The following is a 21,788-nucleotide window of genomic DNA, read 5'->3' on the forward strand; positions in this document are numbered from 1 at the left end:
ACGTGGAACTGCAGCAGCGCATCGTCGACGGCAAGGGTGAGTTCCTGCTGTTCGCCCTGACCCCGCCCCGGCAGGCCACCCCGCCCGAGCGGGCCCGGGAGATCGCGCAGGTGACCCTGGAGCGGCTCAGCCCCTTGGGCCTGGACGGACTGGTGCTCTACGACATCGACGACGAGTCCGACCGCAACCCCGAGGAGCGGCCGTTCCCGTTCCTGCCCACGATGGACCCGGCTCGCTACCTGGCCGACTACCTCGCCGACCACCTGGCCGACCACCGGGCGGAGCTGGACGTCCCGGTGGTGGTGTACCGCGCCGTGGGCAAGTACGACGAGCCCGACCTGCGCTCGTGGTTGGACTCCCAGGACCCGGACCGCACCCTGTCGGTCTTCGTCGGCGCCTCCTCGCGCGACAAGCCCGTCTCCACCACCCTGGCCCGGGCCCAGTCGCTGCGCACCGAGACCAGCCCCGAGCTGCTGCTGGGTGGCGTCGCCATCCCGGAGCGGCACACCCGAGGCGGCACCGAGCACCTGCGCCTGCTGGCCAAGCAGGAGGCGGGCTGCGCGTTCTTCGTCACCCAGGTCGTGTACGACGTCAACGCCGCCAAGAGCCTGGTCTCGGACTACCGCTACGAGTGCCGGGACCGGGGCCTCGCGCCGGTGCCGATCGTGTTCACCTTCTCCGTCTGCGGCTCCATGAAGACGCTGGAGTTCCTCAGCTGGCTCGGCGTCGACGTGCCGCGCTGGATCCAGAACGACCTGAGGCACGCCGACGACACCCTCGACGCGTCCTTCGAGCTCGCGCTCACCACGGCACTGGAGCTGATCGGCTACTGCCGTCGCCTCGGTGTCCCGTTCGGGATCAACGTCGAGAGCGTCTCCATCCGCCGTGAGGAGATCGAGGCGTCGGTCCGGCTCGCCGCCCGGCTCCGCGAGGAGCTGGACCGCTAGACCGGGCGGTTGCGGAACCGGCGTCCGGTGAGCAGCCGGCCGACCCCGATCAGCAGCCACGCACCGAGCACCACGGGCAGGCCGTAGAGCAGCCCGATGAAGGTGCCGCCGGACCGGCCGCCGTAGTAGTCCCAGTCCCGCGGCTCGATCGGGTCGTCGGGGAGCTGGTCCAGCCACTCGGGGATCCGCAGCGCGGCGTCGCCGAGGTACTCCGGCTCGCCGGCCGGCCTCTCCCAGCTCGTCGCGTCCTCGCGCATCGAGTAGCCCTCGGAGACCTGGGTGGTGCTGTCGTCCGGGCCCTGCCACAGCACCAGCACCGCCGGCTCGTCGAGGTGGTGCAGCACCTGCTCCGCCGCCTGGATGTAGTGGTCGTAGCCGGCGAACCAGCTGTTCTGCCAGACCAGGACGTGGACCGGGAGGTCCCGCTCCGCGATGGTGGCGGCGATGGCTGCCTCGCCCGCCTCGTCGAGCATGGCTCGGCCGTCCTCGGTGACGTGCACGTGGTCCTCGCGCAGGGCCGCCACGGCGGCCGTCACCCGGTCCCCGGCGGCGTACTCCTGGTCGGCGCTGGAGCCGAGGCGATGGTCGACCACCAGCGCGGCCCCGGCGCCCAGCACCAGGGCGGCGACGGCGTGCACCACGTGCGCCCGAGTCAGCTGGTCCATCGTGAACCCGCCGAGCAGCACCCCACCCAGCGTCACCGGGCCCTCCGCACCTGCGGCCCTGGCGGCGTCCCGGTTGCGCTTGCTCCGGGTGACACGGCCCTTGCTTCCCCGAGCCGACCCGCCCCGACCCGCCCCGCTCATCGCGCGCTCCGGAGCTCGGTGGCCACGTGGTCCCACAGGTCGTCGACGAAGGCGCCGTAGCCGGTGCGCGCCCACACGGTGTCGAGCTCGTACCAGGGACGTTCCCGACCCAGCAGGCCGCCGGGGAGGAGCATCGGACGGGGCGCCTGATCATGAGCCTGGCTGCCGGTCTGCCCGCAGGTCCCGCACGCCGGCACCGTCAGCTCCCGGTCGCCGACGGGCACCGTGCGCTCGCGGACCCCCTCGCCGTGCCGGGGGTCGAAGAAGCACGGCCGGTACGGCGTGGTCCGCCGGCGCCGAGCCGTCAGGGCGCGACCTGCCACGCGGGCGAGCACCAGCGCGCCCACCAGGTCGTCGAGGTCCTCCGCGTTGCTCCCGGTGCGCTCCAGCACGGCCCGCGCGGTGTCGTAGGACCCGTCGACCAGCACCCGTACGTCGTCCGGCTGGGCGGTTCCGGCGTTGGCGGCCAGCTGCTGGGCGAGGTCGTCGAGCTCGGCCTCCGCCCGCGCCCGCACCTGCGCCGGCCCCTCGCCTCTGGGGGCAGGGCCCGTCGCGAGGCCGGGTTGCCGGGTCTTCTCGGGGGCTGTCTCCCGCCACCGGGCCAGGTTGCGGAGCACCAGCCAGGCGCACCCCGCGACCGCCACGAAGGCCATCGTGGTGAACACCGCGTAGGCGCCCGTGGTCGGGACCTCGTACTCCTGGTCCCACTCGGGCGGGTCCCGCCACACGGCCTGCTCGGCGTAGGTCTCGAACTGCTGTTGCGAGACGGGCACGCCGGCGTCGAGGGCCGCCACCAGATCGAGCTCGCGGGCCACCACACCGGCGGCGCTGAGGTCCGCGTCGGCGCCGCCGTCGGGATAGAGCCCCAGCTCGATCCCGAAGCGTTCCGAGGGGTCCGGCACGGCACCGAAGCCGGCCAGCGTCTCGCCGTAGCCGACCGGGTCGGTCATCACCGCATAGAGGCCGGCGCCCCCGATCTCCTCGTGCAGCAGCGTGGCCAGCTCGCGGTCGGGGTCGTTGGCCGAGAGCCCGGGCGGCCGCGGCACCATCACGACGTACGCCGGGAAGCCGAGGCCGTCGACCACGTCGCCGAGCGCCTCGTGCACCTCGTCGGTGCGGCCGTTGCCGAAGACCGGGTCGACCAGCACGGGGTCCTCGCGCAGCGCCTCGGCGAGCTGGTCGACGATCTCTCCCAGGGCGTCGCTCATCGGGTCCCCCGCTGCACCCGGCCGACGAGATCGACCTCGAGGGCGCCGAACCCGGTCGAGGCCCACGGCTCCCGGTCGGTCTCGAAGTAGTGCCTGGGCCTGCCGTGCACGACGACGTCGAGGATGTCGGGGCGACGGCCGGCCTCCAGGTCGCGACGACAGGTGCGGCAGATCGGGGCCTTGGTCTCGCCGCCCCCGTGCTCCAGGGTCCGGTCGCCGTCGGCCACCCCGTGCAGGGGATTGAGGAAGCAGGGCCGGCTCGGGCTGAAGGTCCGGCCCCGACGGGCGGCGGCGAGCGCCTCCCGGCCCCGCCCGGCCAGGACGAGCGCGCCGACGGCCGCGAGGGAGTCGACGGCACCGCTCGGCGGGATCAGGCGACCGGCCGCCTCGTAGTGGTCCAGCGCGGCGGCCCAGGCGGTGCTGCCGGAGCCGGACATCTCGGCGGCGTCGATGCTCTCGCCCAGCGCCAGCACCTCGGCCCGGGCCCGGCGCTCGAGCTCGGCGTCCTCGGCCGCCCGGACCCGGTCCAGCACCGACTCGGGCAGCACGAACGCGCGCGGGGCCGCCGTCTGGCGACGGCGACGCACCCAGGCCACCCCGGCCGCGAGGGCGACCACGGCCAGGAGCACCAGGACCACCCCGGTGACGACGGAGCCGGAGTCCCCCGAGTCACGCTCGGGCGTGGCGGGCGAGGTGGAGGTGCCGCTCCCGCCCTCCTCCCGCTCCTCGCGGCTGGCGGCCAGCCGGACGTCGAGGCCCTCGTCGGCGGCGGTCACCAGGTCGGCGAAGGTGCCCTCGGCCAGGCTCTCCACCACCCGCACCAGACCCTCCCCGAACGGGTAGGCCTCCCCGGGACCGTTGGCGTAGGAGAGCACGTGCTCCACGTCCCGCGTCAGGTCGCTGCTCCCGCCGACGTCCCCCCACTGCCGGAGCGCGAGGTCGAGCTGCCCGCCCCGGACGGTGGGGTCGTTGGGCGGGCCGTCCTCGTGGTTCCGGGCCCCCAGGTGGTTGACGCCGATGTAGAGGCCGTCGGGGCCACCGGCGTCGTGCACCCGCACCAGCAGGTCGTCGCCGAAGTAGAGATCGCCGTGCTCGGGCGGCACCACGAGCACCAGGTGGACCGGCAGGTCGGCCGCCTCGGCCGCGGCGGACACCGCCGCCAGCTGGGCGTCGTCGATCCACCCCTGGGTCCCCGGACCCAGGTGGCTGCCGGACTCGGCCAGCTCGGCGGCGATCTCCTCGACGTCGGGGTTCGCCACGGGTTTGCGCTCCTTCGGGAGTCATCGCTGGTCAGGTGCAGACGCACCGTACTTCGTGACCGGCGCCACTCCTCATTCGCTCGCCGGGGCGCAGCACCCGATTCGACAGGCCCATGACATCGTGACCGGCATGGAACCCCTGACGCCGGAGGTGATCCGGAGCTCGTTCGTCAACTGCTCCAAGGGCGAGGCGGCGCGACTGCCGCTGCCCGCGAAGCTGCCGAGCACCCGCTGGGAGGAGCTGGACTTCCTGGGCTGGAGCGACCCGGGAGCCCCGGGGGCGGCATACCTGGTGACGCCGTGGCGCGGGGAGCTCCGCGGCCTGGTGCTGCGGGTGGGCAACGCAGCCGGGCGAGGTGGGCGCAAGAACATGTGCACCCTGTGCCTGACCACCCACTCCAGCACGGACGTGACGCTGATGGTGGCGCGCAGGCCCGGCGCCGCGGGACGCAACGGCAACACGGTCGGGACCTACCTGTGCACCGACCTGGCGTGCTCGCTGTACGCCCGCGGGCTCAAGCGCCCCGCCCGTGCCCAGCCGGCCGAGACGCTGAGCGAGGAGCAGAAGGTCGAGCGGCTGCTGGAGAACCTCGACACCTTCGTACGCCGGGTGGTCACCTGATTCCTGGTCACCTGATTGAGGTCGGCACCTGTCCGCAACGGGTGTCAGGGTGGCAGCACCAGCCCCCCACACGAGGAGCCCCGATGAGCCGACAGGTCCAGATCACCTTCGACGCCCACGACCCCGTTGCCCTCTCGGGCTTCTGGCGCGAGGCGCTGGGCTACGTCTTCCCGCCGCCGCCCGGGGTCGACGTACCGCCGGGAGGGGACGCGCTGGCCGCCTGGGACGACTTCCTGGCCCGCGCCGGAGTGCCCGTCGAGCAGCGCAACAGCCGGTCGGCGGTCGAGGACCCCGACGGGACGGGCCCGAGGCTGTTCTTCCAGCGGGTCGCGGAGGACAAGGTGGCGAAGAACCGGGTCCACCTCGACGTCCGGGTCGCGCCCGGGCTCGAGGGCGAGGCACGGATGGCGGCGCTGGAGGCGGAGTGCTCCCGGCTCGTCGCCCTCGGCGCCACCCGAGTACGGCGTCACGACCCTGAGCCGCCGCTGGCGGCGGGACATCTGGTCATGGCCGACCCCGAGGGCAACGAGTTCTGCCTGGACTGAGGGCTGCGCGCCGGCCGTGGGATCGTCACCCCATGACTTCCGCAGCCGCGCCCCCCAGGACCAACCGCGAAGCCATGGCCCATCGGGCCAAGAAGCACCCGGTGGCCTCCGAGATCTACAAGATCACCTCGATCGTCGTCGGTGCCTTCGTGTTCGCGATCGGGCTCGAGGGCTTCCTGATCCCCAACGACTTCCTCGACGGCGGCGTCGTCGGCGTCTCGATCATCACCGCCCGCTTCGTCGACGTGCCGATCGGTGTCTTCATCGGCCTGCTGAACATCCCGTTCGTGGCTCTCGCCTGGGTGATGATCGGCCGGCGCAGCGCGGTGCGCTCGGGCATCGGGATCGGCACCCTGTCGATCGCGACCATCCTGCTCCACCACATGCACCCGATCACCGAGCAGTCCTGGCTGGCGCTGATCTGCGGCGGGGCGATGATCGCCGTCGGCATCGGCGTCGCCCTGCGCCACGGTGGTGCGCTGGACGGCACCGAGGTGCTGGCCACCATCCTGGCCAGCCGGACCAAGTTCACCGTCGGCCAGCTCATCCTCTACCTGAACCTCGCGGTCTTCACCGTGGCGGGGTTCGTGATCTCGTGGGAGGCGGCCCTGCTCTCCGCGGTGCTGTTCTACGTGGTGGTCAAGGACCTCGTCGACCAGATCGCCCACGGTGAGTCCGGAGCCCGCCAGGTGCGGGTGACCACTGAGCGCTACGAGGAGGTGGCCCGGATGGTCTCCGCGCACACCAACCGCCCGGTGCTGGTCAGCAAGCAGCAGCGCTTCTACGCCGACATCGGCCTGGCCGAGGAGGTGTGGGTGCTGTCGTTCGCCACCACCCGGCTCGAGGAGGTGGCCATCGCCGAGGAGATCGAGGAGGTCGACCCGGAGGCCAACATCACCTTCTCCGACATCGCCAACCTGCACGGGCCGATGTACGAGTCGATGACCAACGCGCACTGACCAACGCGCCCTGACCAACGTGGCCTGACCCCCGACCCGCGCTGGCCGCACTGCGACAGCGCGGTGGGCCCGCTCAGCTCTCCGGCAGCTCGGCGAAGGCCCGCTTCATGTCCCGGTACCAGCCCAGCGACTGCTTGGGGTGGCGCCAGCGGCCCTTCATCGCGTCGCGCGCCTCCTGGTGGGTGGCGTCACCGGCCTTCTCCGCCTCCTTGAGGTGGCGGTCCTGGGCGTTGATCACGTCGTCCGCGGTCTGGCCCCGGTGCGCAAGCTCGCGGGGGCCTCCCAGCTGGCGGCAAGTCATGGTCTTCATGGTCGTTTCCTCTCGGTGGGTTTCCGTTGTGTCGCTTCTCTGCGGGCCACCTGGGCCAGCACCTCCGGCTCGGCCCGGAAGGTGATGCGGGCGACGAGCCCGCCGAGGACGGTGAAGTCGAAGAGCACCGCGGCCGCACCCCGGTGGAACCAGGCGGCACCGGGGCGGTCGCCGACGTAGACCGGGAGCGCGGCCTGCGCGCTGCCGTTGAAGAACTCCGCGATCGCCCGCCTGCCCCGGATGCTGGCCGGAGTGCCGGCCAGCAGCGCCGCGTCGTCCGCGGTCACCTCCGCGTCGGGGGCGAGCAGGCGGAGCAGCCGGTCGAAGTCCGCCTCCCGGGCGGCGGCCATGAAGGCGTCGACGACCTCCCAGTCGGCCAGGGCGTCCTCAGGGGCCGGCTGGGTGACCTTGGCGCGGGCGCGGGAAGCCAGCTTGCGGGCCGCGGCCGGGGTGGTGTCGAGCACGGCGGCGATGGTGGCGAACTCGAAGCCGAAGGTGTCGTGCAGCACGAACGCCACCCGCTCCCCCGGGGTGAGCCGGTCCAGCACGACCTGGAGCGCGACCCCGACCGAGTCCGCGAGCGCCACCTGGTCCGCGGGGTCCGGGGCCGTCTCGACGACGTCGATCTCCTCGACCGGCACCGGCGTCCGCGCGCGCAGCCGGTCCAGGCACAGCCGCGTGGTGACCGTGGTGAGCCACGCGGGGAGGCTGTCGATCTCGGTGTCGGTGCCGTGCAGGCGCAGCCATGCCTGCTGCACCACGTCCTCGGCCTCACTGGCGTCCGCGAGCACCCGGCTCGCGAGTGCGACCAGCCGCGGGCGCTCGCTCTCGAACTCGCCCTGGAACGCCGCCTCGCCGGGCTCGACCGGTCTCCTCGCGTCCACGTCCCACCCCTCTCCCGTTCGTCCTCATCCTGTCTGACGACCGGGACGCTGGGAATGTGACGTGCACTGAAGAAAGGCACTGAAGAAGGGCAGGACCGGACGGCTCGAGCCGCGCGTGGGGACTGGCCTCAGTGGTGCACCAGCAGCCGCATCGCGACCGACGGGGTGGCCGGGTCGTCGGCGTCCGCGACGGCCAGCAGCCGAGTCTGCCTCGCTTCGCCGTCCAGCACCATGAGTCCCTCGACCTTGGGGACCGCGCCCGCAACCAGGGGCAAAGCGGTGACGTCCACGACCTCCGAGCCGTGCACCATCGCCAGGGCGGCACCGACCACGGGCCCGTCGTCGCGTGGGTCGGGGCTGTCCTCGGCGGCCGTGCTGAGCAGCGCCGAGCCACCGGGCAGGGTCACCGCGTCGGTGATCGCGAGACCCACCCCGTCGACCGAGCCGAACTCGTAGCGGCGCGGGTTGCGCACCGGCACCTGCTCGGACCGGGCGCGACCCAGCACTGCGTCGAGGGCTGCGGCCAGGTCCAGGTCGACGCTGCCGGGTGCCAGACCCGCGGACGGCAGTCCCCGGTGGTACCAGCGCAGGGACGACCCGACGACGTGCGCCCCTTCCAGGTTGAGCACGTCGCGGGGAACGCCCAGGACGGCCGCGACCACGTCGTACAGCCCGGCCATGTCCATCACCCGGCTCCGCGGCCGGTCTCCGTCCAGGCGCAGCAGCGACCACCGCAGCCGCGCGGGGGAAGAGCCGGAGCCGAGCAGCAGCAGCCCCGAACCGTGCGGCAGGTCCACCGGGCAGGCTGCCTCCAGGTCGGGCTTGAGGTGCTTGGTGCCCGCGGCGCTCTCGAAGGTCTCCATCCCGGCCACGGCCGGCAGCAGCCGGACCGGACTCCCGCCCGCGGCGACCCCGTCCCGGAACCACGCCGCGTGGGTGGCGTCGTCCTGGACCACCAGGAACCCCTCGCCCAGCGGGGCCACCGCCGAGGCGGAGCGCACCGGCGTCCCGTCGGCGAAGCGCAGCCGGGCCACGTGCTCGAGCTCGATCCTCACCGGGACACCTCGGCGTCATCCCTGGCTGTCATCGCTGGCTGGCCCATCCCTCGACTCTAGGGCCGCGCGGCGCCTCGGAATTGCGGACGACAGGTCGCGGGAGGTCGCGCAAGAATGCTGGCATGGAACTGCCTCCCGGGCTCACCAGCCGCCCGCTGCGCATGGACGACGCGCGCGCCGTCTTCGAGCTGATGGCAGCCCAGGAGCTGGTCGACCTCGGCTCGGTGGAGATCGAGGAGGCCGACATCGTGGCCGACTGGTCCCGCCCCAGCTACGACGTCGGCACGTCGGCGCTGGGGGTCTTCGCCGGTGACCGGATGGTCGGCTACGTCGAGGTCTCCGGCGGGGACCGGGGGGATGCCGCCGTGCACCCGGGGCTCCGGGGACGCGGGATCGGCACGGCGCTGGCGCAGCGGATGCAGCAGCTGGCCCGGGACCGTGGCGCCACGGTGGTGGGGATGCCCGTGCCGGTGGGCTCCCCCGGCGACCAGCTGCTGGAGTCCCTGGGCTACCGGGTGCGCTGGACCTCGTGGCTGCTGGAGCTGCCGCACCGGGCCGAGGTCCCGCCCCGCCCCCTCCCCGAGGGCTACCTGATCAGCGAGGCCACGCCCGAGCAGCACCGCGATGCCTGGACCGTCGTGGAGGACGCCTTCTTGGAGTGGTCGGAACGCGAGCGGCAGAGCTATGAGGACTTCGCCGCCACGGTGCAGGGCCGGCCGGGGTTCGCGCCGTGGCACCTGCGTGCCGCCCTGGACCCGGACGGCCGGGTCGCGGGCGTCTCCCACCTCAGCGTGAGCGACGAAGAGTTCTGCTTCGTGCTCAGGCTCGCGGTCCGGCGCGACCAGCGCCACCGGGGGCTGGCCCAGGCGCTGCTCGCCGACTCCTTCCGCGCCGGACGCGAGCACGGGGCCAGCCGCTTCCAGCTCTCCACCGACAGCCGGACCGGGGCGCTGGGGCTCTACGAGAAGGTCGGGATGGAGGTCGCCAGCACCTGGGTCAACCGGGCGATCGACCTGCGCTGAGCCGACCTCAGACGTGGCCGCTGAGCTGAGCCAGACGGGTCGCCAGAGCGTCGACCAGCTCGCCGGCCCGCTTGGTGGAGATCGCGGACTTTCGGTCCCCGCCCTGGCTGGAGACCGGGAGCACGTCGACCGAGAGCTTCGCCCCTCCGGCGAGCGCGCGGAGCTCGTCGACCTTGTCGCCGAACGGCGACCCGCTGCCGGGTGAGTAGTAGCGCACCACCTCGTCCAGCTCGTCGGCGAACAGGTCGGCCTTGGTCACCGCGATGACCACCCACACCGGCCTGTCCCGGCGTACCGCCATGGCGGCGATGCGGTGCGCGGTGATGGTCCAGTCCTCCAGCTCCGCAGCGAGCTGCTGCTCCCGGGTGGCGCTCGCCCGGCCGGTGGTGCCCGCCGTACGCCGGGGCGTGGCGTGGCCGTGGGCCACCACGTGGATCACCCCGTCCACCGGCTCGTCGTGGAACACCTCGTCGAGCGCCCCGAGCCGGGTGGCGGCGTTGTCGCCCGGCACCACCAGGAACCGGAAGCCCTGCAGGCGCCGCCCGCGGCGGGTACGGCGCTCCATCACCGCCGACCCGACCTCCGCGGCCCCCTCGGCGGAGGTGCGTCGGGAGAGCCGGTCGGCCAGCTGGGTCTTGCCGACCCCGGTCATCCCGGTCACCGCGACTACCGGGAAGCGCCGGCGGAACACCCTGCCGACTCGTTCCGGCGTCGCGGCGAGCCCGGTCAGGAGACCCCCGGCGATGCCGGCGCCCAGGGCGGAGCGGCCGGGGCCGGGCAGGACCGTGCGGAGGCGGCTGGCGGTGCGGGAGACGGGGTGCGGCACGGGGGCTCCTCGGGCACAGGCGGAACGGTCGCGGAGTGCGGCGTCAGGCGAGCCTACGGTCCGATGCTCGGGGGGCGCGGACGACGTCTCGCCCTGTTACCGTCGAAGACGTGGTGCAGGTGCTCATCATCGAGGACGACGACCGCATCCGTCCGCTGCTGATGCGGACGCTGGGGCAGCGCGGGTACGCCGTCGCCTCGGCCGCGTCCGGGATGGCGGGGCTGAGCCTGGCCGTGGAGCACCGGCCCGACGTCGTCGTCCTCGACCTGTGCCTGCCCGACGTGGACGGCACCCAGGTGCTGCGGATGCTGCGCGCGGTCAGCGACGTCCCGGTCATCGTCTCCAGCGCCCGCGACGACGACCCCTCGCTCATCGGCTGCCTGGACGACGGAGCCGACGACTACGTGGTCAAGCCCTACAGCACCGGGCTGCTGGACGCCCGGATCCGGGCCGTGCTGCGGCGCGCGCAGGCAGATCCCGGCTCCCCCGGCCAGGTGCTGCACGTCGGCGGGCTGGACATCGACGTCCTCGGCCGCCGGGCCTCGCTCGACGGCGCCGCGGTGGACCTGTCGCCACGCGAGTTCGACCTCCTCACCCACCTCGCCGAGCACGCCGGCGAGGTGGTCACCAAGGGCCGGCTGCTCACCGACGTGTGGCACCAGGCGTGGGGCGGGTCGGAGAAGACCGTCGACGTGCACCTGTCGTGGTTGCGCCGCAAGCTCGGGGAAAGCGCCTCCGAGCCGCGCTACCTGCACACCGTGCGCGGGGTCGGGGTCCGCCTCGCCGCCCCGGAGGGCTGAGACGTGCGGCACCCCGAGCACCCCGCCGCCCCCGAGCCCCGACCGGCGGCGGCCGCCGACCTCTCGCACCGCCTGCGCACCCCGCTGACGGCGTTGCGGCTGCGGATCGACGGGCTCACCGACCCCGAGGAGCGGCTGCGGCTCTCCGCCGATCTCGACGAGCTGGAGGCGGTGGTGGAGCACGTGCTGCGCCAGTCCCGGCACACCCGGGGCGATGCCGCGGGCGCCGCCTGTGACGCCTGCGCCGTGGTGGCCACGCGGGCCCGCTTCTGGGAGCCGCTCGCCGAGGACCAGGGGCGGGGCTTCGAGCTGCGCGTCGACTCCGGCACGGCGCTGGTCGCCACCGCCGCCGAGGACCTGAGCGCGTTGGTGGACGTGCTGCTGGACAACGTGTTCACCCACACCGCCGAGCAGACGGGGTTCCGGGTGGAGTGCCGCCACCGACCCGGGGGCGGGGCGATGCTGGTCGTGGCCGACGCGGGCCCGGGCTTCCCGAGCGGGCTGGACGTGGTGGGCCGGGGCACCTCGGGCGCCGGCTCCACCGGGCTGGGGCTGGCCATCGCCGAGGCGACCGCCGCGGAGTCCGGGGGCGTGCTCACCGTGGGCGCCGCCGTGGCGGGCGGAGCCCGGGTCGTGGTGGAGCTGGGCCCTCCCGGTTGAGGCTCACCCGGTTGCGGCCCACCCCGATTGAGCTCAGCGCACGCTCACCCTCGCGCCGCACTGCTGCGAGCCGTCGATCCGCCGCGCGGTGAACGCGAAGGTGTCCCTGCCACGCTTGTTGCGCGCGACGCGCTCGACCTCCAGGTCGCCCTCCCGGTCGGGCGCCACCTCGTAGCGGGGCCCCTCGCGGTCCACCGAGAGCTCGTACCTGCCGGCCCCGCACGCGCCGCGCCGCTCGGTGTCCGCACTGGCGGGGCCGCTGGCGGCGACCAGGGCGGTGGCCGGCAGGGCGAGCAGGATGGCGGTCGCGATCGTCTTCCTGACACTCATCCGGGCTGCCTCTCTCGTTGCCTCAGCTGTTGCCTCAGCTGTTGATGGACGCCACGCACGGCTGTCCGGCGGCGGGCGTGGCCGTCACCACGAACTCGTCCCACTGGTCCTCCCGCGCCATGGCCTCGACCTCGATCTCGGAGCCGTCGTCGGTGACGCGCGAGCTCTGCAGGAGCGGTTGACCGTCCTGCTCGATCACCACGTCCCACACCGCCCCCGGGTCGCTGGTCTGGAGCTCGAAGGTGACCTGGAGGCCGCCGTCCTCCTCCTCGACGGTGAGCTCGTAGGTGTTGCCCTCGCACTCGCCGGTGACGGTGTCGCTGTCGTCACCGCCCCAGGTGAGCCAGGCGGCGACCGCGACGACCACGATCACCACGACGACCAGCACGGCCAGGAGCGCTCTGTTCATCTTTCGTTCCCCGATCTCGCCGCACCCGAGGTGGCGCCGCAACTCTTCGCAGCCTCACCCGCGCGCGGTTAAGCGCGAACCAGCGGAGGGCTAAGGCGGGGCAAAGGGGGCGATCCGGTCGCAGCCCTCCAGGCCGAGCTGCCACCACGGGCGGGTGGCCCAGATGTGGTCCATGAGCTGACGCTGGCAACGCCTCCGGTAGCGCCTGGGGTTCAGGCTGAGACGGGGAGCTCCTTGAGCCAGGCCTGCCAGCCCGGCTCCTCACGGCGTACGTAGTCGGCGGCGTCGGCGGAGAACAGGTACGCCCGGACGCCCACCGTCGACTTCCCTTCGCCCTCGGCGAAGGCGAAGACGTTGAGGATCCCCGGCACCGGCGCGGTGAGCCGGACCAGGGTCTGACTCTGGGCGATCCGCTCGACGGTGCCGGTGGCACCGCGCACGTCGACCTCCGACCCTTCCTCTCCCAGCCCCAGCGCGGCGCGCAGGGTCGACAGGAGGGACTGCGGATCACCCGGATGGGAAGCGGCGGCCTCCAGGAGCGTGGCCTCCTGGCCGGTGAAGTGGGCGAGGTAGAGGCGCAGGTTGTCGAAGAAGGGGATCCAGTTGGGCCCCATGGTGTCCCAGAACTCCGACTCCCACTCGGCGCCGGTCCCGAAGCCGCTGCTGGTCACGCGCACCACGCAGGTGCCGCCGGACTGCGCCTCGACGACGAACTCCGAGGTCAGCGGGCTGAGCGCGTCCGGCTCCTTGCCCATCAGGGCGGCCCAGTCCTCCTCGTAGACGAGGCGGCGAGGCGGGTCCCAGCCGGTGACGCGGCCCTCGGAGCCCATGTCCGGGCCCATCTGGAAGTACAGGGAGCCGCCCTCGCGCTCCTCCATCTCGGTGGGGGTGAACCAGGCGCTCATGCCCTTGGCGGTGGCGATGGCCTGCCACACCTGCTCGGGGGTGCCCGGTACCTCGACGGTGAACTCCAGGCGGTACGGGACGTTCGTGGTGGTGCTCATGGGCTCTCCTCCGGTAGTGGGTGTGCGGCAACGACGAGCCGGTGCGGGCGCCCGTCGTCGTGGTGGTAGCGAGCGGCCAGGTCGAGCACCGCGGCGGTCAGGTCGTCGGCGAAGGCGGCGCGGTCGGCGGCGGATCGGAACCCGATCTCGGTGTCGATGGTCAAGGTGGGCAAGCGCTTTCCAGAGGCGCCGGCGCGACGCGCCAGGGCACCGACCTCGCGCACCAGCCGACCGGCCAGGGCGACGAGGTAGCCGGCCGAGAGGTGGTCGGCGTTGGCGTCCGGGTCGGCCGCCGACGCGCTGACCGCGGCGGGCGAGACGACGTACGAGGCGGCGGAGGCCTGCAGCACCCGCTCGGTGATGCCCCCGTGCCGGCGCTGCTCGGACAGCTCCACCAGGCCGTGGGTCTCCAGCGCCTTGAGGTGGTAGTTGACCTTCTGGCGGGTGATGCCCACCCGGGCGGCGAGCCCGGCGGCGGAGGCCGGGACGGCCAGCTCGGCGAGCAAGCGGGCCCGGACCGGGTCCAGCGCGGCGGCGGCGGCCGGCACGCTCTCGATGACTTCGATGTCCTGCATGCACTCCAGCGTGCCCTTGACAAAAAGTCTTGTCAAGGGTGTCGGAGCATGGACGCAACAGCGCCCGCCCCGATTGCTCGGGACGGGCGCCGCGTTTCAGCTTCGGGTCAGCGTCGGACCCAGATCTTGCGCACCACAGCGGGCTTGACTCCCGCACCGCGGATCTTCAGCTTCATCCGCTTGGTCCGTCGGACGTCGGGCGTGGCCACCTTGAGCTTGACCACGCCGCTCTTCCAGACCTTCTTGGTGATCCGCTTGCCGTTGAAGACCACGGTGACCTTCTTGCCCGGCTTGGCGCCCCGCAGGGTGATGCGGAGCTTCTTCCCGCCCTTGACCTTCTTGGGCGTCCACACCTTGACCTTGGCGTGACCCGGGACCGGCGTGGGGACCACGGTCGGCGTACCGGGCGTCGGCGTCGGCGTACCGGGCGTGGGGGTCGGCGTACCCGGGGTGGGCGTCGGCGTGCCTGCGCCGGTCTTCACCTTCAGGGCCGGAGCCGTGTCCGGGGCGACGTGGCCGTCGACCAGCTGCTCCATCGCGTAGGCGTAGCCGACGATCTCCGCGTCGTCCCAGGCGCGGCCCATGAACTGCAGGCTCACCGGATCGCCGTTGGCGTCGGTGCCGACGGGGAACGCCACGGTCGGCACCCCCGAGGAGCCGGACGGGGTGTCCCGGCGGCCGAAGCTCGACCGGTTGCCGCCGCCGTCGTTGAGCGAGATCTCCGAGAGCAGTGCCGGGTAGACCACCGCGTCCAGGTTGTTGGCGTCCATCCAGGCGTCGATGTTCTCCTGGTAGTCCGTGCGGTACTTCCGCCAGGCCGTCTCCTCCGCGGGGGTCATCCGGACCGTGGAGGCGCAGTACGACGGGTCGTAGGTCGTGTACGGCAGCTTCAGCTGGGAGCAGACGACCTCGGCGGGCGAGGACATGCCGAGCTCGGGGTGGGACTCCAGGTAGCGGGCCCAGCCCTCCCAGTTGACGTTGACGTTGGGCCGGGTCGGGGCGACGGGGCTGTCGGCGACCTCCACGAGGGTGGCGCCCGCCGCCTGGACCTGCGTCCGCGCCGCTACCGAGGCGTCGACGACGGCCGTGGTGCCGTACGGGTCGGTCCAGGTGCTGGGGATGTAGCCGATGCGCTTGCCGCGCAGGGCGTCGGCGTCCAGCACGCTCTGCCAGTCCGCGGGCCGGTGCGCGTCAGCCTCCGCCGTCTCGGGGTTGAGCGGGTCGGTGCCCGAGACCACGTTGAGGATGTCGGCCAGGTCGGAGACCGAGCGCGTCATCGCACCGGCGTAGTCCTGGAGCCAGGACAGCGGCATGACGCCGCGGTCGGACTGCATGCCGTCGGTGCCGCGCAGGGTGACCAGGCTGGCCGCGGCGGCCGGGGCGTAGAGCGAGTCGCCGGTCTGGGACCCCAGCGCCGCAGCGGTGAGGCTGGTGGCGGTGGCCACGGCGGAGCCGCCCGAGGAGGCGAGCGCCGACCGGGACGGGTCGAAGGCGTTCCAGACGGTGCCGAAGGCGTTGTCGGAGTAGGAGCCGGAGGTGGCGTACTCCTCCATGGCGGCCTTGCCGATGATGATGGCGCCGGCCTCTCGCAGCTTGGCGATCTGGTAGGCGTCCTGGGCCGGGTAGAAGTCCTTGAACGTGAGCGAGCCGTTCGTGGTCGGCATGTCCGCGGTGTCGTAGAGGTCCTTGGCGGCGATCGGGATCCCGAGCAGCGCACCGGTGCGACCCGCTGCGCGGGCGGCGTCCGCCTCGGCGGCGCGCACGAGCGCGTCGCTGGCCACGGCGTTGAACGCGTTGAAGGCGAACGGCCCCTCGTCGTACGCCGCGATCCGGTCCAGGTAGGCCCTCGTGATCTCCACCGACGTGGTCACCCCGGCGGTCATGTCGGCCTGGAGCTCGGCGATCGTCTTGTCCACCACGTCGTAGCCGACCGAGGTCACCTGCTCCGGCTCCACGGCCGGGGCCGGCTGCGGGACGGTGGCAGCGCCGGTCGCCCCGGGCACGTCGAAGTTGACGATGGAGGAGACCTCCAGGGCGCTGAGCCCGGCGAGGTCGGGGTTCGCGGCGAGCTCGGCGGCCTGGGCCGCCACTGCCGCCCGCTCGCTCGCCGCGGTGGCCGCGGTGACCCGGCTGCCCACCACGACGTAGCGCAGCAGGGACGCGCTCTTGCCGGGCGCCAGGGTGAGCCGGTTGACGTACGCCGGGTAGTTCCGGTCGTGACCCACCGCGGAGTAGCCCTGGGTGAAGGTGTCCCGGAGCCAGTTGCCGCTGCGGTCGAAGGACCCCGCCACGGTGCCGGTCGGGCCCTGCCAGGTGCTGCCGCCGCTGCCGGACTCCGAGACCGTCCAGACGTCGGAGGCGTCGAGCGCGGCGTCGCCGGAGGAGCTGGCGACCACGGAGCTGGCGTTGGTGCCGCTGGTGCCGTAGCCCGTCTGGCCGCCGAAGGCCACCTCGACGGTGACGGGGGCGTCGGTGCTGTTGGTCAACGTGTCGAGCCAGCGGCCGTAGCCGTCGGGCCGCGACACGTCGACCTTGCGGGTCATCCGGATGCCGGAGAGGTCCACGGACTTGGTGGACTCGAAACGACCGGTCTCCTGCTCGGTGAGACCGAAGCCGCGCATCAGCGCACCGTCGAAGCGGTGCGGCGCCGGGGTGTCGACGTGCACCCGGATGCCCCCGTAGCCGTTGAGCATGGTGGAGTACGGCGCCTGCACGCCGGTCCCCTCCTGCGTGGCCCGGATGGATCCGGTGTCGGCGCCCGGTGCCGCGGCGTCCTGGATGCCCCAGGCGGTGCCGGCCGCGTCGGTGACGTAGGTGAAGGCGTTCGCGCCGACGGGGATGGCGAGGGAGACGGCGGCCAGCGAGACCGACAGCCCGGCGGCGGCCAGCAGGGGCCGGCGCCGGTGGGAGGACCCGCGGGCCCGGTGAGTGGTGAAGGACATGGAAGTACCTCGGTTCAGGAGAGCCCCCTTGGTCACGGGGGATGACACCCACCTCACCTGCCACAGATTTCACCGGGTTGCCGTGGTGTTGCCCGCGTGTTAATTCAGCGGTCGCCTTCGTCGGTGGCGGCCCAGCATCCCTAGGCTCAGCGCTCCAGGGGGCGATCGGGGTCCGCGGTCCAGGCGTTCATCGACCCGTCGTACACCGCGACGTCGTCCCGGCCGACCTCGGCCAGCGCGAGCGCCGCCGCCGTGGCCGCGATGCCGCCGCCGCAGTAGGTCACCGGGCGGCGGCCCGGGTCCAGGGCACCGACGGCCGCGAACAGCTCCCGCAGCTCCTGGACCGGACGCAGCCGACCGTCCGCCCCGACGAGCTCGCCGAACGGGACGTTCACGCTCCCGGGGATGTGCCCACGCGCGAAGTCCTCGCGACCCAGTGCGTTGATCAGCAGCACGCTCGGGTCCTCGACCGCGGCCTCCACCTCGGCAGTGGACCGGATCCGCTCCGGGCGCCGGCGCGCGGTCAACGTGGCGGGCGGGTAGGTCTGCACACCGGTGGCGGTCTCCAGCCCCGCGGCCTGCCAGGCGGCGAGCCCGCCATCGAGGACGGAGGCACGGTCGAAGCCCTCCAGTCCGAGCTGCCACCACAGGCGGGTGGCCCAGATGCCGTTCTCGGAGTCGTAGACCACGACGTGATGCTCGTCGCCGACCCCGGCCTCGCCGAGCAGCCGGGCGAACCGCGCGGAGTCGACCGCGGCGAACGGCGCCTCTCCATCGGGGTCGCTGAGACCGGTCAGCAGGTCGACGAAGGCGGCGCCCGGGAGGTGCTGCTCCTCATAGCTGGCGCGGCCCGAGGTCACGTACGCCCCGGTCTCGTCGAAACGCAGGTGCACCGTGGCGTCCAGGATCCGGAGCAACGGGTCGTCCTGGTGGTCCAGGAGCCACTCGACACTGACCTGACGCGGGATCTCGACCATGTCCCGACCGTACAGCCGCAGCGGTGCCGGCCAGCGACGTGCCGACCCGGCCCACGACGCCCTGGGCATCGTCTGGGCGGACACCTATCCTGAGCAGGAGAGGAGGCAGCCATGTGTCGCTGGCTCGCGTACTCGGGCTCGCCGATCCTTCTCGAGGACCTCCTCTTCAAGCCCGACAACTCCCTGGTGGTGCAGAGCAAGCACTCACGGCTGGGGGCGGAGTCGGTGAACGGCGACGGCTTCGGCATCGGCTGGTACGGCGCCCGGGGCACCCCCGGGCGCTACCGCAGCACCGAGCCGGCCTGGAACGACCTCAACCTGCGAGAGCTCTCCGCCCAGGTGCTTTCCGACCGGATCTTCGCCCACGTCCGCGCCACCACGGGGTCTCCGGTGCAGCAGACGAACTGCCACCCCTTCCGCCACGGTCGCTGGCTGTGGATGCACAACCGGGGGGATCGCGGAGTTCCCGGCGGTCAAGCGCGACCTGAGCATGGCGGTCGACCCGGCGCTCTTCCCGCTGGTCCAGGGCTCGACGGACTCGGAGTACTTCTTCTACCTCGCCCTCACCTACGGGCTGGAGTACGACCCGCTCACCGCGGTGGCGCGCGCCGTGGGGCTGATCGAGGAGACGGGACAGCGCCACGGTGTCGCGTCCCCGCTCCAGATGACGGTGGCCACGACCGACGGTGAGTCCACCTGGGCCTTCCGCTACTCCAGCGTGGGTGACTCGCGGACGTTGTTCCACAACACCGAGATCGCCACCCTGAAGGCGCAGCACCCCGACCACCCGGTCCTGCACGACCTGTCCGAGGACACCATGGTCGTGGTCTCCGAACCCTTCGGAGACCTGGCCGGCGCCTGGCGCGAGATCCCGGAGTCCACCTGCCTGGTGGTCCGCGGCGGACGCGCAGAGGAGAGTGCGTTCCGCCCGATCTCCCCGTGACGCAACCCTGTCCACGAGGCGCCTCTCCGCCTAGCATGCTGCCGACCAGTCACCCGGGGGAACGGACCATGGACATGCGCAGGACCAGAAGCACCGCCGTACTTGCAGCCCTCTCTGTCGTGCTGAGCGCCGGCAGCGTCGTCGCCGCCTCCTCCGCCTCGGCAGATCCGACCGCGCTCTACCCGCTGACCGCCGGCAGCCTGGGCAACTACAGCTATGACGTGCAGATCGGCCCCGGCGTGGGCTACGACAACGGCCCCGCCCTGTGCACCCGGGTGGTGATGACGCACGTGACCCGGCCCGAGGCGGACCCGATCGAGTCCTGCCGTGACATGACCTCCGACAAGCTGGTCGGCGATCGGCGCGTGCTCAAGATCGAGGGCCACTTCAGTGCCGTGGGCACGGACCCGATCTTCGGGGTCGACATGTACGGGACCACCCCGAAGGCGCAGCGCCTGCGGATCAAGGTCTCCGGACGCAAGGTCGTGACCCTCAAGCGGTCCAGCAGCAAGATCCTGCGGATCGACGGCGAGCGGGTCCGCTTCTTCTACGTCGCGACGGTCCAGGCGGACCCGCGCAAGGCGGACTCGGTCAAGGCCCAGCTGAAGAAGTGCCGCAAGGTGAAGGGGAAGAGCAGGAAGAAGTGCTCTTGGAAGACGGTCGCGGACCAGGACTACTTCCTACTTTGAGCCAGCACCGCGCGTCCCGGCACACCCTGGTAGGAAATAGCAGACGCTGCAGGCGTCTCGGGTCACCTGCAGCGTCTGGCAGAGATTCTGTCGTGCCTCACCGAGTCGTGTCCCGGAGTTCGAAGAATCTCCTCGACAGGAATCTCCCGGTTACGGCGTCCGGGGGCTAGCGCCGGCGGAGCAGTGACCACCACAGCGGCGCCGAGACCAGCGCGAGGATCGCAGAGCCAGCCGCCCACTCGTCCGCCACCGGGTGTGGCGGTCCCGAGGGCATGATCAGCTGCAGCACCCCGAGGGCACTGCCGATGAGCAGCAACGTCACCCAGGTCCCGAAGGCCAGCACGGGGGCGCCCAACAGCGGCAGGAGCGCCACGGTCGACGGGTCGCGGACCGGCGGGGCGTCGGCCTTGCCGCTCATCCCCAGCCCCTGACTCCGTAGCAGCGCCCACACCACCAGCGCTGGCGGAACCAGCGAGAGCACCAGCAGCGGCGAGCCGGCCGGAAGCAGGAACAACGAGCCCAGCCAGACGCCGAAGACGACCGGCAGCGAGAGGGCGACGACCAGGATGCGCGGGGCGCTGGTGGCGAGCGAGGTCCGGAGCATGACGGCATCCTGCCCCGGACCGACCCCGGACGCCTGAGCATTCAGGCTTATCCTCGGCGCCCACCTGGGCACACCTGGTCAGACCGGAATCAGTGGCGTGCCGGGGCCCTCGGGCAGGGTGACCGTGATCGGCTGCCCCGGCACCACCTCCCCACCGCGCTCCACCACGGCCATCACCCCGGCCTTCCGGATCACCGAGGCGCTCTCGGCCCGGGGCGAGGCTGTCGGCGTACCGTCCGGGCGGGCGAGCACCACCTTGAGCAGCCCGGGCCGGAACCTGTCGATCTGCACGCACGGGTTGCGCAGCCCCGTCAGGCGTACGACGGGCCCGCCGAGGTCGAGCAGCGTCTCGGTCGGCAGCCCGAGCAGGTCGAGGTCGGCGGTGAGCACGTTCTCGCCCAGGTCGCCCGGGCCCAGCTCGTAGCCCAGCACGCGGGCGTCGTCGAAGAGCTCGGCGTGGATCAGGTGGACCTGGCGCAGGTTGAGCTGGTTGGGGTCGCGGCGCACCCGCGAGCGGTGCTGGACCAGGGTGCCGGCGTGCGCGTCACCGAGCACCCCGAGCCCAGCGACCAGGGTGATCGACTCGGCCGGCACCTTGCTGAAGCGGTGGGTCTCGTCGCGGCTCACAGCCACGACACGGGGTGGGGGCATGACGACATCCTGGCACCGCTGGCCCTCAGCATCACTCCGCCGCGGGCGACGCGGAGCGCCGCACCTCTCTCCACTTGCCGGCTGCGAGGGAGCCCCACAGCAGGGTCAGGATCCAGCCGTTCCAGCTGCCGTCGGGAGGGAGGGCCATGATGACGGCGGGCAGGGTCATAGCTGAATAGCCCCACGCCTGTCGACGGGTTCGGTTGCGCTTGTCCACCGGGAACTGCGCGGCGTAGTCCTCGGGGCGCCCGAACTCCTCCTGCAGCGGGGAACCCGCTTCCACCGCGTGCCCCTGCGCCTCGGCCACGATGGTGCGCACCCGCTGCTCTGGCATCTCCGCGCGCAGGCGCAGCACGCCGGCCAGCACCCCGAGCCACTCGTCGTCGTCCCGCGGAGTGCGCCAGGTGGGGAGCTTCTTCTCGGGGAGCAGGGTGTCGAGGACCTTGCCCGCCAGTGCACAGGCCGGCACCAGCAAGCCGAGGTGCCACGCGCCGGCTTGAGGGCCGCGGTAGCCGATGCACCAGATCACCGGGCTCGCCATGATGAAGGCCCCGCCGACCACAACGGCGGCAGTGGCCGCGATGGCGACGCCGAGCGGACGCCGAGACAGGGTCTTCTCCCAGACAGTGTGGGCAGTCGCCGGAAGCAGCCCCAACCCGACCGGGAATGCGAGAAGTTCGAGCCGGTACTCCATCTCCCAACCCTCCGTGACCAGGAGCAGGACGAGGAAGACCGCCGCCGTAAAGCCGAGGCCCACCTGA

Annotated in this window: 25 protein-coding genes and 1 pseudogene; 10 read left to right on the top strand and 16 right to left on the bottom strand. The window is 72.6% G+C overall.

Going from position 1 to position 21,788, the window contains the following annotated elements; genetic code table 11:
• Nucleotides 1-2 precede the first annotated feature (2 nt).
• Entirely contained in the window at nucleotides 3-947 is a 945-nt protein-coding gene (locus tag C0R66_RS18060; protein WP_101525874.1) for a methylenetetrahydrofolate reductase, read from the top strand.
• Here the strand turns inward: C0R66_RS18060 and C0R66_RS18065 are convergent.
• Genes C0R66_RS18065 through C0R66_RS18075 form a run of 3 tightly spaced genes read right to left on the bottom strand, consistent with a single transcriptional unit; the run spans nucleotide 944 to nucleotide 4,220 of the window.
• On the bottom strand, nucleotides 944-1,753 hold the full coding sequence (locus tag C0R66_RS18065; RefSeq protein WP_158648129.1) for a hypothetical protein: 810 nt from the start codon (nucleotides 1,751-1,753) through the stop codon (nucleotides 944-946). The two genes, C0R66_RS18060 and C0R66_RS18065, sit on opposite strands and share 4 nt — an antisense overlap.
• On the bottom strand, nucleotides 1,750-2,961 hold the full coding sequence (locus tag C0R66_RS18070) for a hypothetical protein (protein ID WP_101525876.1): 1,212 nt from the start codon (nucleotides 2,959-2,961) through the stop codon (nucleotides 1,750-1,752). Before C0R66_RS18070 ends, C0R66_RS18065 begins: the two co-directional genes overlap by 4 nt.
• Nucleotides 2,958-4,220 (bottom strand): hypothetical protein, encoded by a 1,263-nt coding sequence (locus C0R66_RS18075; RefSeq protein WP_101525877.1) that lies wholly within the window; start codon nucleotides 4,218-4,220, stop codon nucleotides 2,958-2,960. Before C0R66_RS18075 ends, C0R66_RS18070 begins: the two co-directional genes overlap by 4 nt.
• Nucleotides 4,221-4,350: 130 nt before the next feature.
• Between C0R66_RS18075 and C0R66_RS18080 the strand changes: the two genes are divergently transcribed.
• The 3 genes from C0R66_RS18080 to C0R66_RS18090 all read left to right on the top strand — a co-directional run bounded on the left by C0R66_RS18080 (nucleotide 4,351) and on the right by C0R66_RS18090 (nucleotide 6,346).
• Nucleotides 4,351-4,842 carry an FBP domain-containing protein gene (locus tag C0R66_RS18080; RefSeq protein ID WP_101526364.1) on the top strand — a complete coding sequence of 164 codons (492 nt, stop codon included), beginning with the start codon at nucleotides 4,351-4,353 and terminating at the stop codon, nucleotides 4,840-4,842.
• 83 nt (nucleotides 4,843-4,925) lie between these two features.
• The gene (locus C0R66_RS18085) at nucleotides 4,926-5,387 is read left to right on the top strand and encodes a VOC family protein (protein WP_101525878.1); all 462 of its coding nucleotides are present in this window, start codon (nucleotides 4,926-4,928) and stop codon (nucleotides 5,385-5,387) included.
• Nucleotides 5,388-5,419: 32 nt separating this feature from the next.
• Nucleotides 5,420-6,346: a YitT family protein gene (locus C0R66_RS18090; protein WP_101525879.1), complete on the top strand. Its 927-nt coding sequence runs from the start codon at nucleotides 5,420-5,422 to the stop codon at nucleotides 6,344-6,346.
• Nucleotides 6,347-6,419: 73 nt separating this feature from the next.
• Here the strand turns inward: C0R66_RS18090 and C0R66_RS18095 are convergent, their stop codons facing one another.
• From C0R66_RS18095 to C0R66_RS18105, 3 genes are all read right to left on the bottom strand, one after another.
• Complete coding sequence (locus C0R66_RS18095) at nucleotides 6,420-6,656, bottom strand: hypothetical protein (protein ID WP_101525880.1); 237 nt, start codon at nucleotides 6,654-6,656, stop codon at nucleotides 6,420-6,422.
• Nucleotides 6,653-7,540 carry a sigma-70 family RNA polymerase sigma factor gene (locus C0R66_RS18100; protein ID WP_101525881.1) on the bottom strand — a complete coding sequence of 296 codons (888 nt, stop codon included), beginning with the start codon at nucleotides 7,538-7,540 and terminating at the stop codon, nucleotides 6,653-6,655. The genes C0R66_RS18095 and C0R66_RS18100 overlap by 4 nt, the downstream gene beginning before the upstream one ends.
• A 128-nt stretch (nucleotides 7,541-7,668) precedes the next feature.
• Complete coding sequence (locus tag C0R66_RS18105; protein WP_101525882.1) at nucleotides 7,669-8,595, bottom strand: DUF6910 family protein; 927 nt, start codon at nucleotides 8,593-8,595, stop codon at nucleotides 7,669-7,671.
• A gap of 122 nt (nucleotides 8,596-8,717) precedes the next feature.
• On the opposite strand from C0R66_RS18105, the gene C0R66_RS18110 reads away from it, so the two are divergent.
• The gene (locus tag C0R66_RS18110; protein WP_101525883.1) at nucleotides 8,718-9,617 is read left to right on the top strand and encodes a GNAT family N-acetyltransferase; all 900 of its coding nucleotides are present in this window, start codon (nucleotides 8,718-8,720) and stop codon (nucleotides 9,615-9,617) included.
• A 7-nt stretch (nucleotides 9,618-9,624) separates the two neighbouring features.
• Here C0R66_RS18110 and C0R66_RS18115 read toward each other — a convergent pair whose 3' ends face one another.
• Entirely contained in the window at nucleotides 9,625-10,443 is an 819-nt protein-coding gene (locus C0R66_RS18115; RefSeq protein ID WP_199286741.1) for a GTPase domain-containing protein, read from the bottom strand.
• 110 nt (nucleotides 10,444-10,553) lie between these two features.
• On the opposite strand from C0R66_RS18115, the gene C0R66_RS18120 reads away from it, so the two are divergent.
• Nucleotides 10,554-11,243 carry a response regulator transcription factor gene (locus C0R66_RS18120; protein ID WP_101525884.1) on the top strand — a complete coding sequence of 230 codons (690 nt, stop codon included), beginning with the start codon at nucleotides 10,554-10,556 and terminating at the stop codon, nucleotides 11,241-11,243.
• A gap of 3 nt (nucleotides 11,244-11,246) precedes the next feature.
• Complete coding sequence (locus tag C0R66_RS18125) at nucleotides 11,247-11,903, top strand: sensor histidine kinase (protein ID WP_101525885.1); 657 nt, start codon at nucleotides 11,247-11,249, stop codon at nucleotides 11,901-11,903.
• Nucleotides 11,904-11,936: 33 nt separating this feature from the next.
• On the opposite strand, the gene C0R66_RS18130 is transcribed toward C0R66_RS18125, so the two are convergent.
• From C0R66_RS18130 to C0R66_RS18155, 6 genes are all read right to left on the bottom strand, one after another.
• A complete protein-coding gene (locus C0R66_RS18130) occupies nucleotides 11,937-12,233 on the bottom strand; it encodes a hypothetical protein (RefSeq protein ID WP_101525886.1) in 297 nt (98 codons plus the stop codon).
• A gap of 34 nt (nucleotides 12,234-12,267) precedes the next feature.
• A complete protein-coding gene (locus C0R66_RS19170; RefSeq protein WP_101525887.1) occupies nucleotides 12,268-12,642 on the bottom strand; it encodes a hypothetical protein in 375 nt (124 codons plus the stop codon).
• Nucleotides 12,643-12,854: 212 nt separating this feature from the next.
• Nucleotides 12,855-13,646, bottom strand: a complete 792-nt coding sequence (locus C0R66_RS18140) for an SRPBCC family protein (protein ID WP_101525888.1) — start codon at nucleotides 13,644-13,646, stop codon at nucleotides 12,855-12,857.
• Nucleotides 13,643-14,221: an ArsR/SmtB family transcription factor gene (locus C0R66_RS18145; protein ID WP_101525889.1), complete on the bottom strand. Its 579-nt coding sequence runs from the start codon at nucleotides 14,219-14,221 to the stop codon at nucleotides 13,643-13,645. The genes C0R66_RS18140 and C0R66_RS18145 overlap by 4 nt, the downstream gene beginning before the upstream one ends.
• Before the next feature lie 107 nt (nucleotides 14,222-14,328).
• The gene (locus tag C0R66_RS18150; RefSeq protein WP_101525890.1) at nucleotides 14,329-17,163 is read right to left on the bottom strand and encodes an amidase; all 2,835 of its coding nucleotides are present in this window, start codon (nucleotides 17,161-17,163) and stop codon (nucleotides 14,329-14,331) included.
• A 146-nt stretch (nucleotides 17,164-17,309) separates the two neighbouring features.
• Nucleotides 17,310-18,140 carry a sulfurtransferase gene (locus C0R66_RS18155; RefSeq protein WP_101526366.1) on the bottom strand — a complete coding sequence of 277 codons (831 nt, stop codon included), beginning with the start codon at nucleotides 18,138-18,140 and terminating at the stop codon, nucleotides 17,310-17,312.
• 111 nt (nucleotides 18,141-18,251) lie between these two features.
• Here C0R66_RS18155 and C0R66_RS20375 point away from each other — a divergent pair.
• The 3 genes and pseudogenes from C0R66_RS20375 to C0R66_RS18165 form a co-directional block, all read left to right on the top strand.
• Nucleotides 18,252-18,572, top strand: a pseudogene (locus C0R66_RS20375) (class II glutamine amidotransferase); the annotation flags it as partial.
• 58 nt (nucleotides 18,573-18,630) lie between these two features.
• Entirely contained in the window at nucleotides 18,631-19,083 is a 453-nt protein-coding gene (locus tag C0R66_RS19765) for a class II glutamine amidotransferase (RefSeq protein ID WP_241901514.1), read from the top strand.
• 74 nt (nucleotides 19,084-19,157) lie between these two features.
• Nucleotides 19,158-19,772, top strand: a complete 615-nt coding sequence (locus C0R66_RS18165) for a hypothetical protein (RefSeq protein WP_158648131.1) — start codon at nucleotides 19,158-19,160, stop codon at nucleotides 19,770-19,772.
• Nucleotides 19,773-19,938: 166 nt separating this feature from the next.
• Here the strand turns inward: C0R66_RS18165 and C0R66_RS18170 are convergent, their stop codons facing one another.
• The 3 genes from C0R66_RS18170 to C0R66_RS18180 all read right to left on the bottom strand — a co-directional run bounded on the left by C0R66_RS18170 (nucleotide 19,939) and on the right by C0R66_RS18180 (nucleotide 21,784).
• Nucleotides 19,939-20,376 (bottom strand): hypothetical protein, encoded by a 438-nt coding sequence (locus tag C0R66_RS18170; RefSeq protein ID WP_101525892.1) that lies wholly within the window; start codon nucleotides 20,374-20,376, stop codon nucleotides 19,939-19,941.
• Nucleotides 20,377-20,454: 78 nt separating this feature from the next.
• Nucleotides 20,455-21,027 carry an MOSC domain-containing protein gene (locus C0R66_RS18175; protein WP_101525893.1) on the bottom strand — a complete coding sequence of 191 codons (573 nt, stop codon included), beginning with the start codon at nucleotides 21,025-21,027 and terminating at the stop codon, nucleotides 20,455-20,457.
• 31 nt (nucleotides 21,028-21,058) lie between these two features.
• Entirely contained in the window at nucleotides 21,059-21,784 is a 726-nt protein-coding gene (locus tag C0R66_RS18180; protein ID WP_101525894.1) for a hypothetical protein, read from the bottom strand.
• Nucleotides 21,785-21,788: the final 4 nt, after the last annotated feature.

The sequence above is a fragment of the Nocardioides houyundeii genome (assembly GCF_002865585.1).
Taxonomy (GTDB): domain Bacteria; phylum Actinomycetota; class Actinomycetes; order Propionibacteriales; family Nocardioidaceae; genus Nocardioides; species Nocardioides houyundeii.